A 14,267-nucleotide genomic window follows, 5' to 3' on the forward strand; every position below is an offset into this window, starting at 1 on the left:
AGGCCGCAGGACCACCATGACCACCACCACCTCGTCGACCGCATCGTCCACCAGCGCGCTGGCCGCGCAGATCAACGCCAGCTCGTCGGGCAGCTCGGCCGGCACCGCCAGCAGCACGAAGGCGATGTCGGACCAGTTCCTGAAGCTGCTGATCACGCAGATCCAGAACCAGGATCCGCTCAACCCGACCGACAACGCGCAGTTCACCAGCCAGCTCGCGCAGATCAACACCGTCTCCGGGCTGGAAAAGGTCAACGAGAGCATCTCGTCGATGTCGAGCCAGTTCCTGCAGATGCAGGCGATGCAGAGCGCCTCGCTGGTCGGGCGCTCGGTGATCGTGCCGGGCAACGCGCTGACGGTGTCCGACGGCAAGGCCACCGGCCAGTTCGAGCTGGGCAGCGCGGCCGACTCGGTCAAGGTCGATGTGCTCTCCAGTGCCGGCCGGGTGATCGACACCATCGACCTCGGCGCCGAGACCTCCGGTCGCCAGCAGTTCAGCTGGACGCCGGCCGAGGGTGTCGACACCACCGGCCTGCGCTTCCGCGTCAGCGCCACCCGGGGCACCGCCGCGGTGAGCAGCACCGCGCTGCAGAGCCAGCAGATCACCTCGGTGGCCGCCGGCAGCAGCGGCAGCGCCTCGATGAACCTGACGCTGAAGGACGGATCGACCGTCGCCTACAGCGCAGTGCGTGCCTTCGGCAGCTGAACCCGTCGTCTTCTTCCCCCGAATTTCCCCCAGGAGTCCCCCATGAGCTTTCAGCAAGGCCTGTCGGGCCTGAACGCCACCAGCAAGAGCCTCGAGGTCATCGGCAACAACATCGCCAATGCCGGCACCTATGGCGCCAAGGCCGCGCGGGCCGAGTTCGCCGACCTCTATGCCCGCTCGCTTGGTGGCGCGAATGCGGCCGGCATCGGCGTGCAGGTGGCCAGCATCGCGCAGCAGTTCTCGCAGGGCGGCATCGTCTCGACCAACAACCTGATGGACGTGGCGATCAACGGCGACGGCTTCTTCCAGATGCAGGACACCGGTGGCCAGATGCTGTATTCGCGCAATGGCCAGTTCAAGCTCGACAGCGAGGGCTTCATCGTCAACGGTGCCGGACACCGTCTGCTGGGCTATCCGGTCGACAACGTCGGCAACCTGGTGACGCAGGTGCGCTCGCAGCTGCAGCTGCCCACCGTGGGCATTGCTCCGAAGGCCACCGAGGAGGTCAAGTTCGAGATGAACCTGGACTCGCGCAAGACCGCTGTGGCCGGCGCCATCGACTACGACGATCCGGCCACTTACCACAATGCCACCTCGGTCCGCATCTACGACGCCAAGGGTCAGCCGGTCGACGTGACGCTGTACTTCCAGAAGACCGCCACCGACAGCTGGAACATCTACTCGACCGCGCCTGACATTGATGGAGACGGTGATCCCGAGCAGCTTGACGTATCGCAGATCACCTTCGACTCGAGCGGCCTGAACCCGAGCCTGACCGAGCTGACGCTCAACATTCCTGGCGGTGGCGCTGCCTACGACCCGATCAACGGTGTCAAGGTCGACCTGTCTCAGCTGACCCAGTTCGGCGGCAACTTTGGCGTGACCGATGTCAGCCAGGATGGCTACGCCCCGGGCCAGCTGACCCAGCTCACCATCGAGGAAGACGGCATCATCACCGCCCGCTATTCGAACAGCATGACCCAGACAGCCGGCCAGATCGAGCTGGCGAACTTCCGCAACCCGCAGGGCCTGAAGTCGATGGGCGGCAATGTCTGGGCCTCGAGCTATGCCTCGGGCGATCCGGTTGCCGGCGTGCCGGGATCGGCCACGCTGGGCCTGCTGAAGTCGGGGGCGCTGGAGGAGTCCAACGTCGACATGACCGCCGAGCTGGTCAACATGATCACCGTGCAGCGCCTCTACCAGGCCAATGCGCAGACGATCAAGACGCAGGACTCGGTGCTGCAGACGCTGGTGAGCCTGCGCTGAGCAGCGGGCCCATCCACTGAACGGAGCCGGCGATGGACCGCAGGATCTACCTCTCGATGTCGGGCGCGAAGGCGACGATGCAGCGCCAGGACGTGCTGGCCAACAATCTGGCCAATGTGTCGACCGCGGGCTTCCGCGAGGAGCTGCAGGCCTTTCGCGCGGTGCCGGTGCGCGGCGACGGCGCCACGACGCGCGCCTATGCGCTGGAGACCACGACCGGCTACAACCCGGCACCGGGTCAGGTCATGGCCACCGGGCGCGCGCTCGACGTCGCCGCCCAGGGCAATGCCTGGTTTGCGGTGCAGGCGCTGGACGGCACCGAGGCCTACACCCGCGCCGGCGGCTTCGAGACCACCGCCGACGGCACGCTGGTGACCCGATCGGGCGGTCTGCCGGTGATCGGCGAGGGCGGCCCGATCTCGATTCCCGCCAATGCCGAGGTCACGATCGGCGACGACGGCACCGTCGCGGCCAAGGTGCCCGGCGGTGCGGCGGGCGCGGTCGGCCGGCTCAAGCTGGTGGTGCCGGAGACGGCGCTCAAGCGCGGCGACGACGGCCTGTTCCGCGCTGCCGATGGCGATCTGGCGGCCGAGCCGACCGCACGCGTCACCCAGGGCGCGCTGGAGGGCTCGAACGTCAGCGCCGTCGGCACGATGGTGGCGATGATCGCCGCCGCGCGCCAGTTCGAGGCGCAGACCAAGGCGATGCAGACCGCCGAGAAGGACGAGCAGCAGGCCCAGCAGCTGCTGTCGATGAACTGATTCCGAACACGAAGGAGCCGACGCCATGATGCGTGCGCTGTGGATCTCGAAGACCGGCATGGAAGCCCAGCAGACCCAGCTGGATGTCGTCTCGCACAACCTGGCCAACGTGGCCACCAACGGGTTCAAGAAGTCGCACGCCGTCTTCGAGGACCTGATGTATCAGTCGCTGCGCCAGACCGGCGCGCCCAACGGCGACCAGGCGCAGCTGCCCACCGGCCTGCAGGTCGGTCTGGGCGTGCGCACGGTGGCGACCTCGCGCCAGTTCAGCCAGGGCACGCTGCAGCAGACCACCAATCCGCTCGATGTCGCGATCAAGGGCAACGGCTTCTTCCAGGTGCAGATGCCCGACGGCACCACCGGCTACACCCGCGACGGCGCCTTCCAGGTCAGCTCGACCGGCCAGCTGGTGACCAACAACGGCCAGCAGGTGCTGCCCGGCGTGACGATTCCGGCCAATGCGCAGTCGATCACCGTGGGCGCTGACGGCACGGTCTCGGTGGCGGTGCCGGGCCAGGCGGCGCCGCAGCAGGTCGGGCAGCTGACGCTGGCCAACTTCGTCAATCCGGCCGGTCTGGAGCCGCGCGGCCAGAACCTGTACACCGAGACGGCTTCCTCGGGCGGTCCCAACGTGGCGGCGCCGGGTGCGGACGGCACCGGCAGCCTGGCGCAGGGCTTCGTCGAGTCCTCGAACGTCAATGTGGTCGAGGAGCTGATCGGCATGATCCAGACCCAGCGCGCCTACGAGCTGAACTCGAAGGCGATCTCGACCTCGGACCAGATGCTGCAGCGTCTGGCGCAGCTGTGATCGCGCCGGCTTCGCGGCGGGGTGCCCGGGGGGCGGCGCTGGCCGCGTCAGCCGGCGCGCTGCTGCTGGCCGGCTGCCAGACGACGATGCTGCCCACGGTGGCCAAGGTCGACATGCCCGAGACGCCGGTGGTGCGCCCCTACGCGCAGCCGGCACCGGTGCGCGCCAACGGCGCGATCTACCAGGCCAGCCAGTACCGGCCGCTGTTCGAGGATCACCGCGCCCGGCTGGTGGGCGACACCATCACGGTGCAGATCATCGAGCGGGTCAGCGCCAGCTCCAATTCGACCAGCACGGTCGAGAAGAAGGGCGAGCTGTCGGGCTCGATCACCGCGCTGCCGATGCTGTCGGCCAACTCCTTCACCCGCGCGGGCGTGGGCGGCAGCAGCGCCAACACCTTCAGCGGCAAGGGCGGCACCCAGAACAGCAACAACTTCAGCGGCACGATCACCGCCACCGTCGTCGACGTGCTGCCCAACGGGCACCTGATCGTCGCTGGCGAGAAGCAGATCGGCGTCAACGACAACGTCGACGTGCTGCGCTTTTCCGGCCAGATCGACCCGCGGGTGATCCAGCCGGGCAACCAGGTCGCATCGGCGCAGATCGCCAATGTGCGCGTCGAGCAGAAGGGCCGGGGCGGCCAGGCTGACGCGCAGCAGATCGGCTGGCTGTCGCGCTTCTTTCTCAACCTGATGCCGATCTGAGGCCCTGGCGGGCAGCACGATCGGCGGAGTTTCCGATGTCCAGTCTCCTGATGCTCCGGCGCTCGCCGGTCCTGCCCGTGGGTGCGGTGATGCTGCTGGCGCTGCTGGCCGCGTGGGCCACGCCGGTGCAGGCCGCGCCGGCGGCGGCGCCGGCGCCGGTGGTGCAGCCGGCCACCGCCACCACTGCGCGCATCAAGGAGGTCGCCACGGTGCAGGGCGTGCGTCCGAACCAGCTCATCGGCTACGGCCTGGTGGTCGGCCTGGACGGCACCGGCGACCAGACCACGCAGACGCCCTTCACCACGCAGAGCCTGAACGCGATGCTGCAGCAGCTCGGGGTCACGGTGCCAGCCGGCACCTCGATGCAGCTGAAGAATGTCGCCGCGGTGCTGGTGACCGCGACGCTGCCGCCCTTCGCGCAGCCGGGGCAGCTGCTCGACATCACCGTGTCCTCGCTGGGCAATGCCAAGAGCCTGCGCGGCGGCACGCTGGTGGCCACGCCGCTGCGCGGCGCCGACAACCAGATCTACGCGCTGGCCCAGGGCAACCTGATGGTGGGTGGCGCCGGCGCCTCGGCCGGCGGCTCGAAGGTGCAGGTCAATCACCTGCTGGCCGGGCGCATTCCGGGTGGTGCCACCGTCGAGCGCGGCGTGCTCAGCCCGCTGGGGCAGGGCGATGCGCTGCAGCTCGATCTCTCCAGCAGCGACTACGCCACCGCACGCGCGGTGGCCGGCGCGATCAACACCCGCTTCGGCGCCGGCACCGCCCAGGCGCTCGACGGCCGGGTCGTCAAGGTGCGCCTGCCGCCCACGCCCGACGAGCGGGTCAGCTTCATGGCCGAGGTCGAGAATCTCAAGGTCGAGATGGCCGCGCCGGCGGCCAAGGTGGTGGTCAACGCCCGCACCGGCTCGGTGGTGATGAACCAGGCCGTCACGCTCGGACCCTGCGCGGTGGCGCATGGCAATCTCTCGGTGACCATCAGCACCACGCCGCAGGTCAGCCAGCCCCCGCCGCTGTCGGGCGGCCAGACCGTGGTGACCGAGAAGAGCGACATCAAGATGCAGCAGGACGGCGGCGCGCTGATCCAGCTGCCTGCCGGCACCCGGCTGACCGAGGTGGTCAAGGCGCTGAACTCGCTGGGCGCCACGCCGGCCGATCTGCTGACCATCCTGCAGGCGATCAAGGCCGCCGGCGCCCTGCAGGCCGAACTCGAGGTGATCTGACATGGTCTCGTCCCCGCAGCAGCTCGCCGCCGGCGGCGCCTCCCTCAATGCGCTCAGGCGCGCTGCCACCGAGGATCCGAAGGCGGCGATCCGCGAGGTCTCGAAGCAGTTCGAGGCGCTGTTCATGCAGGAGCTGATGAAGAGCATGCGCTCCACCACGATGGCAGAGGGCTTGTTCGAGAACCAGGCCACCGGCATGGGCCGCGACATGCTCGACCAGCAGTACGCGGTGCAGATGTCGGGCCAGCCGGGCGGCCTGGCCGCGGCGATCGCACGCCAGCTCGAGCGCCAGGCCGGCCTGCCGACGGGCGCCTCCGGTCTGGGGACCGCCGCACCCGAGCCGGGCGCGATGACGATGCTGCCGATGTCGACCTGGGCGATGAACGCGATGGCCGGGCGCCGTGCCGCGCCTGCGGTCGCACCGGTCGACCGTGACGACGAGGCTGGTGCTGCCGGCGCGGTGACGCGCGATCCCGGCGCCAGCGCCCGCCAGTTCATCGGCCGCCATGCCGAGGCGGCGCAGGCGGTGGCGCGCAGCAGCGGCATCCCGGCCGATTTCATGCTGGCGCAGGCCGCCCACGAGACCGGCTGGGGCCGGCGCGAGATCCGCGGCAGCGACGGCAGCAACTCGCACAACCTGTTCGGCATCAAGGCTGGCGCCGGCTGGACCGGACCGACCGTGACCATCACCACCACCGAGGTCATCGATGGCACGCCCCGCAAGGTGCGGGCGAACTTCCGCGCCTATGCGTCCTACGAGGAGAGCTTCCGCGACTACGCCCGGCTGATCGGCACCAGCCCGCGCTATGCCGAGGCGATGCGCTCGACCGGCGATGCCGCCGCCTTCGCCGGCAGCCTGCAGCGCGCCGGCTACGCCACCGATCCGGACTACGCCGGCAAGCTCAAGCGTGTGATTGATACGACTCGCAGGCTTCAGCGCCACCTGGGTTCTGCCGACATCACCTCATGAGTTCTTGCAGTTCGAGCGGGCCTTTGCGTGATCCGGGCTTCCTGCCCTCGCGCCGCCCCGACGGACCGACTTCCCGCTTTCCGACTTCCAGCGTTCCGATCCAGACATCACCGAGACCGTCATGAGCACCTCCATCCTGATGAACATGAGCGTGCAGGCGATGTTCGCCGCGCAGGCGCAGATCGCCACCGCAGGCCACAACATCGTCAACGCCAGCGTCAAGGGCTACTCGCGCCAGGAGGTCAAGCTCGGTACGGTGGCGGGGCATGAAACCTCGGCTGGCTACATCGGCCGGGGCGTGTCGGTGCAGACCATCGAGCGCTCGCACAACACCTTTCTGGGCGGGCAGGTGATCCAGACCCAGTCGCAGGCCGCGGCCGACAGCACCCGCTTCGGTCTGCTCGAGCAGCTCGAGAGCGCCTACGGCATGGGCGAGGAGGGCCTGGGCCAGGCCACCGCCGACCTCTATGCCTCCTTCTCCGACCTGTCGAGCGCACCGAAGGACGAGTCGGTGCGCGAGGTGGTGCTGGGCAAGGTCCAGGAGCTGACCTCGCGTTTCCGCTCCACTGGCGACCAGATCGAGCAGCTGCACGAGTCGACGCTGTCGGAGATCGAGGACCAGGTCTCGCTGGTCAACGGCTTGACCGCCAAGATCGCCACGCTCAACAGCAAGCTGGCCGGCACCGGCGCCCAGGCCAACCAGCCCAACGATCTGCTCGACCAGCGCGATCAGCTCATCAAGGAGCTGAGCCAGCACATCGACGTCAGCCGCGTCGAGACCCGCGGCGCCGACGGCAAGCCCGATGGCACCGTCAGCCTGTTCGTCGCCGGTGGCCAGGCGCTGGTGCTGGGCAGCGAAACCCGCGAGCTGGGCGTGCGCATCTCGCAGGGCTCGCCGCAGGTGGCCAGCCTGGAGGTCGAGGCCAGCGGCACCAAGCGCCCGCTGGATTCGGCCAGCGTGACCGGCGGCAGCCTCGGTGGCCTGCTGCGCTTCCAGAACGAGGATCTGCCAGAGGCGCGCAGCCAGCTCGGCATGCTGGCAGCGGTGCTGGCCGACACGATCAACACCCAGCACGCGCAGGGCACCGATCTGGACGGCCGCACCGGCGGCGACCTGCTCAGCGTCGGCGAGGCCACCGTGCGCCCGTCGGACCGCAATGCGCGCGATGCCTTCGGCCAGCCGGCCACCTCGGTGCAGATCACCCGGGTCGCCGGCCAGGGCAGCGCGCTGCGCGCCAGCGACTACGAGCTGCGCGCCGATCCGTCCGATCCGTCCGCCTACCAGGTCACCCGGACCTCGGACGGCACGGTCTTCTCGGGCGTCGCCAGCGGTGCGACCATCGACGGCTTCCGCATCGACATCAGCGGCGCGGCGATGGCCTCGGGCGACCGCTTCACGCTGCAGCCGGTCAGCCAGGCGGCCCAGAATGCCCGCTCGGCGATCACCGACGGCCGCCGCATCGCCGCAGCGGGCGCCAGCTCGGCCGGTTCGGGCAATGCCAACGCGCTGCAGCTGCAGGCGCTGACCACCGCCAAGACCTTCGAGGGCCGCTCCTTCACCGACGCGCACTCGCGCATGGTCGCCGACCTGGGCGTGAAGGTGCAGCGCGCCGAGTCCGAATCGGATGCCTCGACCAAGGTCGCTGATCGGGTCACCGAGCAGATCAGCTCCGAGACCGGCGTGAACCTCGAGGAAGAGGCGGCGCGCCTGATCCAGTTCCAGCAGAACTACCAGGTGGCCGCGAAGGTACTGACCACCACCCAGAAGATCTTCGACACCATCCTGTCGATCATGAACTGAGCCTGTCCTGAGACGGCAACGAACCAGGAGCCCCGCCATGAGTTACCGCATCGCCTCGGCCCAGAGCCGCGATTCCAGCCTGATCGCGCTGCAGCGCCACGAGAAGTCCCTGAGCGAGGCGCGCGAGCGTCTGATCAGCGGTCGTCGGGTTGACAAGCCCAGCGACGATCCGGCCGCCGCTGCCCGCGCCGAGCGGGCCCGCGTCAACCAGACCCGCAGCGAGGGCCTGCTGCGGTCGATGGAGGCCAGCCGCACCGCGATGTCGCTGGCCGAATCGACGATGGGCGATGCGATCGAACGGCTGCAGGGCGCGCGCGAGACGATCGTGGCCGCGGGCAACGGCATCTACAACGCCGCCGACCGCGCCTCGCTGGCCGAGAGCCTCAAGCATGTGCGCGGCGAGCTGCTGCGGCTGGCCAACACCACCGACACCGGCGACCACTACATCTTCGGTGGCCAGGCGGCCGAGCGGGTGCCGTTTGCCGACACCGCCGGCGGCGTGGTCTTCAACGGCGTGGCCGAGAGCGCGCAGGGCTCGCTCGACGAGGCGCTGCCGCTGACGCTCGATGGCGAGGCCGCCTGGCTGGGCGCGCGCAGCGGCAACGGCGTCTTCAAGACCGCTCCGGGCAACCTCGGTGCAGGCAGCACCGCCTGGATCGGCGCGGGCAGCGTCAGCAACCCGTCGGCGCTGGAGCTGGGCGAGGGCGAGAGCTACGCGCTGACCTTCTCCGACAGCGCCACCTACACCGTGACCCGCATCGCGGCCGACGGCAGCAGCTCGCCCTATCCGGATGCCGCCGGCAGCACCCGGGCCTATGTGTCCGGTCAGGCCATCACCGCGTTGCCCGGCATGAGCTTCGCGATCACCGGCACGCCGCAGGCCGGCGATGTCTTCACCGTCGAGCCCTCGACCGAGGATCTCAGCGTCTTCGACGCGCTCGACAAGGTGATCTCGGTGCTGTCGGACAAGTCGGCGGGCAGCGGTGCGCTCGATCAGGCGCGCAACTCCGGCCTGCGCGACATCGACCAGGTGCTGTCGAACCTGCAGATGATGCGCTCGCGCTCCGGCGACACGCTCAATCGTCTGGATGGCTTCGAGTCGCGCACCGACAGCCGCATCGAGGCCGACCAGGTCATCCGCTCCAAGGCCGAGGATCTGGACCTGGCCGAGGCGATTTCCGATCTGAGCACCAAGGAAACGGTCTACCAGGCGGCGCTGAAGTCCTACGCGACCATGGGCAAGATGTCGCTGTTCGACTACATCGGCACCTGATGCCGCCGCCCGCGCGACTCGCCGCCGCCGATCAACTCCCGAGCCCGATCTTCCCATCATGCTGTTTCCGGACGCTCCCATCCTCGGGCAGGTCGCGCTGAGCTATTGCCCGATCATCGACCGTCACCGCAACGTGATGGCCACCCGCCTGACGGTCTTCCCGATGGGCCAGGCGCGCTGGCTGCCGGTGGGCGAGCTGCTGCGCACCGTCAGCGAGGTCTGGCCGCAGGACGGGCCGCAGGTGGTGCTGTCGGTGCGCTGCGAGAGCCTGCTGGCCGATCTGCTGATGGTCCAGCCGGCCGCCAACGTGGTGATCGAGGTGCCGAAGTTCATGGCGGGCGATCCGGCGCACCGCGATGACATCCTGCAGCTGGCGGCCAACGGCAACATGCTGCTGCTGTCGGGACGCCCCAACCATCCGCTGCCGCGCGAGCTGCTCGGCGCCTTCCGCTACTCGATCATCGACCTGGCCGACGAGCGCCGGCTCGATGCCGGACCGCCGCCGCCGGGCGTGACCCGCTCGATCGGCTTCTTCCAGGAGGGCGTGACGACGATCGCGCAGATGGAGGGGGCCTTCCGGCGCGGCGCGATCGCGGTGCTGGGCTGGCCGGTCGACGAGGCGGTCAAGCCGCGTCGCGGCAGCAGCGGCGGTATCCGCCCGGACCTGCAGGTCACGCTCGACCTGATCAACCAGGTCAACAACGAGGAGCCGCTGTCGGTGCTCGAGGCCACGCTCAAGCGCGATCCCTCGCTGGCCTTCAAGCTGATGCGCTACATCAACTCGCCGGTCTTCGGGCTGACGGTCGAGGTGACCTCGTTCTCTCATGCGGTGATGCTGCTGGGCTACCAGCGCCTGAAGCGCTGGCTGTCGCTGCTGCTGGTGACGGCGGGCAATGACCAGAACCAGCGTCCGGTCATGTTCGCCGCGGTGCGCCGTGGCCTGCTGATGGAGGCGCTGGCCGGCGAGAACGCGGGCAGCGAGGAACTCAGCGAGATGTTCATCTGCGGCGTGTTCTCGCTGCTGGACCGGATGTTCCAGAAGCCCTTCGACGAGCTGCTGTCGACGCTGCCGGTGCCCGCCGATGTGCATGCCGCGCTGGTCGATGACAGCGGTCCCTACCACTGCGTGCTTGAGCTGGTGCGCACGCTGGAAGGCGGCAGCGGCCTGGATGTGCGCGACCATGTCCAGGCCTGCAATCTGTCGATGCGCCATGTCAACCGGGCGCTGCTGCGCTCGCTGGGCAGCGCGCTGCATGTGGGTTGATCCGCAGGCGAGACTCCATGAGGGCGTGACATAGCGGACAGCCTTCGGCCTGAGGCCGGGCCGACAGGCCGCTGGATTCGGAAAAGTCCGCGGGGGCTGCCTACACTGCGGCCATGTTCGCGCCTGCTCCGTCGGTTGCCGCCGACCTTCTCCTGCTGCCATCCGCGCTGCTCGATGCGCTGTCCGACCTGGTCCTGGTGATCGGTCCGGATGCGCGGCTCGAGCGGCTCAACCGTGCTGCGCTGCGCCGTCTGGCGCTCGAGCCCGGAACGGCGCTGGCCGATCTGCGTCCGGTGCTGGGCGATCGCCTGCATGCCCGGCTGCACGCGGTCCTGGTCGGCGACATGCCGCTGCCGCCCGCCCCGGGCGATGCCGGCTCGCTGGTGGCGCTTGGCCAGGGGCGCTGGGCTCTGGTGCTGCCGGCCACACCGGGCCCGGCCGGTCCGGACCTGACGTCGCTGCCCGCTGACGAGGCGACGGTGCTGCGCGATCAGCTCGAGCGCTTGGCGCATGAGCATCTTCACTGGTTCGAATCGGTGCCGGTCGGCCTGGTGCTGTTCGACGCGACCGGGCTGGTGCTGCAGTCGAATGCGCGGCTGGCCCAGCTTGTCGGCGAGGTGCCGGTCGATCTGGGCGAAGCGGGCAGGCTGCTGCGCGGCCTGCTGGGCTGGGGCGAGGGCGCGCTGGACGGCCTGCAGCCCGGTGACGGCAGCGGGCGGGTGTGCCAGCTGCAGGCGCCCGCCAGCCTGTCGGGACGATGGCTGCGTGCGCGGGTCTGCTGCAGCGGCCTGCGCCAGGGCGTGCGTCGCTATCTCGGACTGATCGAGGACTGCAGCGCCGAACACCAGCGCGACCAGGCCGAGCAGATGCTGGAGGATCTGCGCGGCATCGTCGAGAGCTCGCCGGTGGGCATCGCCTCGCTGCGCGGCTTTCGGGTGGTGCACAGCAACCGGCGCTTCGAGCGCATGCTTCAGGTGCCCGCCGGCGAGGCGCTGGGCGCCGACATCCGCCGGCTGCTGCGCGCCGGCACCGGCGAGGCGGCCGACACCGCCTACGACGAGGATGGCCCGATCGGCGCGGCGCTGTCCGACGGTGGCCTGCACGAGACCGAGATCGAGGTGCGTGGCGACGATGGCCTGGCGCACTGGCATGCGCTGTCGATCCGCCGCATCGGCCCGCCGGGCGAGGCGCCGCAGGCGATCGCGGTGCTCAGCGAGATCACCCGGCTGAAGACCCAGCAGGTCGAGCTCGAGCATCTGGCGCTGGAGCGCGAGCGCATGGCGCTGGCGCTGGGCCAGCAGGCCGACCGCACCCGCGCGGTGCTCGACTCGGTGCTGGTGGGCATCGTGACCGCCGACGAGCGCGGGCGCATCCTGTGGCTGAACCGCTCGGCGCGGCGCATGTTCGGCGGTGACCTGGGCGACTTTCTCGGCCGGCCGCTCGACATCGTCGCCACGACGCAGGCCTCGCATCCGTTCCGCCGCACGGTGGCGCTGTTCGAGGCGCTGCGCGACGGCGAGGCGGTGCAGTTCGAATGCCAGGTCCAGGCCTGCGACGGGCGCACCTTCTGGATCGTCGGCAATGCGGTGGCCACCCAGGGGCTGGACGGCCGGCGCGAGATGACCTTCGCGATGATGGACATCGACCAGCGCCGCCAGGCCGAGGCGCGCATCGCCGAAGCCCAGAGTTCGCTGCAGCGCATCATCGAGGCCGCGCCGATGGCGATCGCGGTCTGCGATGCCGCGACGATGACGGTGCAGCAGCTCAACCGGGTCGCCGCCGGCCTGTGCGGTGTGGCCTCGCCCGAGCTGGCGATCGGTCGCACGCCGGGCCAGCTCTACGCGCCTCAGGTCGCACAGCGGCTGCACGCCGACTTCGAGGCCGCGCTGGCCCAGCCTGACGGCGTGACCCAGCGCGAATATGTCCTGAGTCGCGACGGTGCCGAGCAGGTCTGGGACGCGCGCTTCCTGCCGCTGGCGCACGCCGGCAGCCGGGTCGACCAGCTGCTGATGGTCGCCACCGATGTCAGCGCCCAGCGCGCGGCCCAGAAGGCCGAGCTGGAGGCGGCGATCGCCCAGCGCGAGATGCTGGTGCAGGAGGTTCATCACCGCATCAAGAACAATCTGCAGGGCGTGGCCGGCCTGATGCAGCAGGCGGCGAACCGCCGGCCCGAAGTGCGTCCGCTCATTGCCGAGGTGGTCGGCCAGGTCCAGGCCATCGCGCAGGTCTACGGCCTGCAGGTCGGCAACACCGGACTGCTGGCCGTGCGCAGCGTGGTCGAGGCGATTGCGCAGTCGGTGCAGCGCACCTTCGGTCACCCGATCGAATTGCAGCTCGATCAGCATGAGGGCGCGCCTGCCTGGGTGCTGCCCGAGGCCGAGTCGATCCCGATCGCGCTGACGCTCAACGAGCTGTTCACCAACGCGGTCAAGCACAGTGCTTCGACCGAGGCGCCGGTGCACTGCCGGCTGGCGCTGCAGGCCGATGCGGTCGAGATCGTCATCCGCAATGCCGGGCGGCTGCATGAGGGCTTCCGCATCGACCACCGCCCGGCCACTGTTTCCGGCCTGGGCCTGGTGCGTGCGCTGCTGCCGCGCCGCCAGGCCAGCCTGACGATGGACGCGGCCGACGGCTGGGTCCGCGCCACCGTGCGGCTCGGTCCGCCCGTGGTGCGCGACGGTGCCGGTGCGGCTGCCGCCGCGCGACAATCGTCGGCCCCTTCGTCCGCCCCTTCGCCTTCAACCTCTCCCGCAACGCATGCATCAGCAAGGCAGGAACATGGTGTCTGACCGATCCGCCGCCCCTTCCCCTTTCCCGGCGCCTCCTGCGGCTGCCGCCTCGCGCGGCCGCATCCTGGTCGTCGATGACGACCGCCTGGTGCTGGCCACCGTGGTGCACGGGCTGGCCGATGCCGGCTTCGACATCATCGACGCCGACAACGGCGACGACGCCATCCTGCTGGCGCGCGAGCACCGCCCGGACCTGGCGCTGCTCGACATCCGCATGGACGGCATGAGCGGCTTCGATGTCGCGCGCTACCTGCGCGACGCGCTGCAGGTGCCCTTCGTCTTCCTGTCGGCCTTCTCCGACGAGGCCACGCTGGCGCAGATCCGCGCGCTGGGCGCGCTGGCCTCGCTGGTCAAGCCGCTCGACATCGCGCAGATCATCCCGGCGGTCGAGCAGGCGCTGGTGCAGGTGCGCAGCCAGCGCGACGCCGCGCTGCAGCTGCCCGAGTCCGTGCCGGTGGCGGCGGTCACCCGCGTGCCGGCCGAGGCGCCGGCCGCGCCGGAGCCGCTCGACGACATGGTGGCGATCGCGGTTGGCATCGTGATGCACCGCTTCTCGCTGGACCGCGCGGCCGCGCTGCAGCGCCTGGAGCGCCTGGCCCGCCAGGAAGGTCGGCCACTGCTGCAGAGCTGCCGCGCGATGGTGGAGGCGCTGGAGCGGCTGGCGCTGGCGGGGGGGATCTGAGGACCGGCCTCGAGGTCGGT

12 protein-coding genes are annotated in these 14,267 nt (G+C 70.0%); all 12 read left to right on the top strand.

Features of this window, described 5'->3' with window-relative positions; genetic code table 11:
• The first annotated feature begins 16 nt into the window (after positions 1 to 16).
• The 12 genes from BW996_RS11990 (at position 17) to BW996_RS12045 (ending at position 14,247) form a co-directional block, all read left to right on the top strand.
• A complete protein-coding gene (locus BW996_RS11990) occupies positions 17 to 706 on the top strand; it encodes a flagellar hook assembly protein FlgD (RefSeq protein WP_051631496.1) in 690 nt (229 codons plus the stop codon).
• 42 nt (positions 707 to 748) lie between these two features.
• Positions 749 to 1,972 (top strand): flagellar hook protein FlgE, encoded by a 1,224-nt coding sequence (flgE, locus tag BW996_RS11995; RefSeq protein WP_037477966.1) that lies wholly within the window; start codon positions 749 to 751, stop codon positions 1,970 to 1,972.
• A 32-nt stretch (positions 1,973 to 2,004) separates the two neighbouring features.
• A complete protein-coding gene (gene flgF, locus BW996_RS12000; protein WP_037477964.1) occupies positions 2,005 to 2,733 on the top strand; it encodes a flagellar basal-body rod protein FlgF in 729 nt (242 codons plus the stop codon).
• 25 nt (positions 2,734 to 2,758) lie between these two features.
• Positions 2,759 to 3,541, top strand: coding sequence for a flagellar basal-body rod protein FlgG (gene flgG / locus BW996_RS12005; RefSeq protein ID WP_037477962.1), 783 nt, complete (start codon positions 2,759 to 2,761; stop codon positions 3,539 to 3,541).
• Positions 3,542 to 3,627: 86 nt separating this feature from the next.
• The gene (locus tag BW996_RS12010; protein WP_081837926.1) at positions 3,628 to 4,245 is read left to right on the top strand and encodes a flagellar basal body L-ring protein FlgH; all 618 of its coding nucleotides are present in this window, start codon (positions 3,628 to 3,630) and stop codon (positions 4,243 to 4,245) included.
• A gap of 35 nt (positions 4,246 to 4,280) precedes the next feature.
• Positions 4,281 to 5,468: a flagellar basal body P-ring protein FlgI gene (locus tag BW996_RS12015; RefSeq protein WP_241461815.1), complete on the top strand. Its 1,188-nt coding sequence runs from the start codon at positions 4,281 to 4,283 to the stop codon at positions 5,466 to 5,468.
• A gap of 1 nt (position 5,469) precedes the next feature.
• Positions 5,470 to 6,438 (top strand): flagellar assembly peptidoglycan hydrolase FlgJ, encoded by a 969-nt coding sequence (flgJ, locus tag BW996_RS12020; RefSeq protein ID WP_037477959.1) that lies wholly within the window; start codon positions 5,470 to 5,472, stop codon positions 6,436 to 6,438.
• 121 nt (positions 6,439 to 6,559) lie between these two features.
• A complete protein-coding gene (gene flgK / locus BW996_RS12025; RefSeq protein ID WP_051631495.1) occupies positions 6,560 to 8,239 on the top strand; it encodes a flagellar hook-associated protein FlgK in 1,680 nt (559 codons plus the stop codon).
• 37 nt (positions 8,240 to 8,276) lie between these two features.
• A complete protein-coding gene (gene flgL / locus BW996_RS12030; protein ID WP_037477958.1) occupies positions 8,277 to 9,512 on the top strand; it encodes a flagellar hook-associated protein FlgL in 1,236 nt (411 codons plus the stop codon).
• Positions 9,513 to 9,570: 58 nt separating this feature from the next.
• Positions 9,571 to 10,776: an EAL and HDOD domain-containing protein gene (locus BW996_RS12035; RefSeq protein ID WP_037477957.1), complete on the top strand. Its 1,206-nt coding sequence runs from the start codon at positions 9,571 to 9,573 to the stop codon at positions 10,774 to 10,776.
• Positions 10,777 to 10,889: 113 nt separating this feature from the next.
• A complete protein-coding gene (locus tag BW996_RS12040; protein WP_037477955.1) occupies positions 10,890 to 13,565 on the top strand; it encodes a sensor histidine kinase in 2,676 nt (891 codons plus the stop codon).
• Entirely contained in the window at positions 13,558 to 14,247 is a 690-nt protein-coding gene (locus tag BW996_RS12045) for a response regulator (protein WP_241461814.1), read from the top strand. The genes BW996_RS12040 and BW996_RS12045 overlap by 8 nt, the downstream gene beginning before the upstream one ends.
• The last annotated feature ends 20 nt before the right edge of the window (positions 14,248 to 14,267 follow it).

Source organism: Sphaerotilus natans, assembly GCF_900156335.1.
GTDB lineage: Bacteria > Pseudomonadota > Gammaproteobacteria > Burkholderiales > Burkholderiaceae_C > Sphaerotilus > Sphaerotilus natans.

Excerpts from the sequence above, each read along its gene's own strand:
- BW996_RS11990 (WP_051631496.1), top strand. The coding sequence starts at position 17 with ATGACCACCACCACCTCGTCGACCGCATCGTCCACCAGCGCGCTGGCC.
- flgE (WP_037477966.1), top strand. The coding sequence starts at position 749 with ATGAGCTTTCAGCAAGGCCTGTCGGGCCTGAACGCCACCAGCAAGAGC.
- flgF (WP_037477964.1), top strand. The coding sequence starts at position 2,005 with ATGGACCGCAGGATCTACCTCTCGATGTCGGGCGCGAAGGCGACGATG.
- flgG (WP_037477962.1), top strand. The coding sequence starts at position 2,759 with ATGATGCGTGCGCTGTGGATCTCGAAGACCGGCATGGAAGCCCAGCAG.
- BW996_RS12010 (WP_081837926.1), top strand. The coding sequence starts at position 3,628 with ATGCTGCCCACGGTGGCCAAGGTCGACATGCCCGAGACGCCGGTGGTG.
- BW996_RS12015 (WP_241461815.1), top strand. The coding sequence starts at position 4,281 with ATGTCCAGTCTCCTGATGCTCCGGCGCTCGCCGGTCCTGCCCGTGGGT.
- flgJ (WP_037477959.1), top strand. The coding sequence starts at position 5,470 with ATGGTCTCGTCCCCGCAGCAGCTCGCCGCCGGCGGCGCCTCCCTCAAT.
- flgK (WP_051631495.1), top strand. The coding sequence starts at position 6,560 with ATGAGCACCTCCATCCTGATGAACATGAGCGTGCAGGCGATGTTCGCC.
- flgL (WP_037477958.1), top strand. The coding sequence starts at position 8,277 with ATGAGTTACCGCATCGCCTCGGCCCAGAGCCGCGATTCCAGCCTGATC.
- BW996_RS12035 (WP_037477957.1), top strand. The coding sequence starts at position 9,571 with ATGCTGTTTCCGGACGCTCCCATCCTCGGGCAGGTCGCGCTGAGCTAT.
- BW996_RS12040 (WP_037477955.1), top strand. The coding sequence starts at position 10,890 with ATGTTCGCGCCTGCTCCGTCGGTTGCCGCCGACCTTCTCCTGCTGCCA.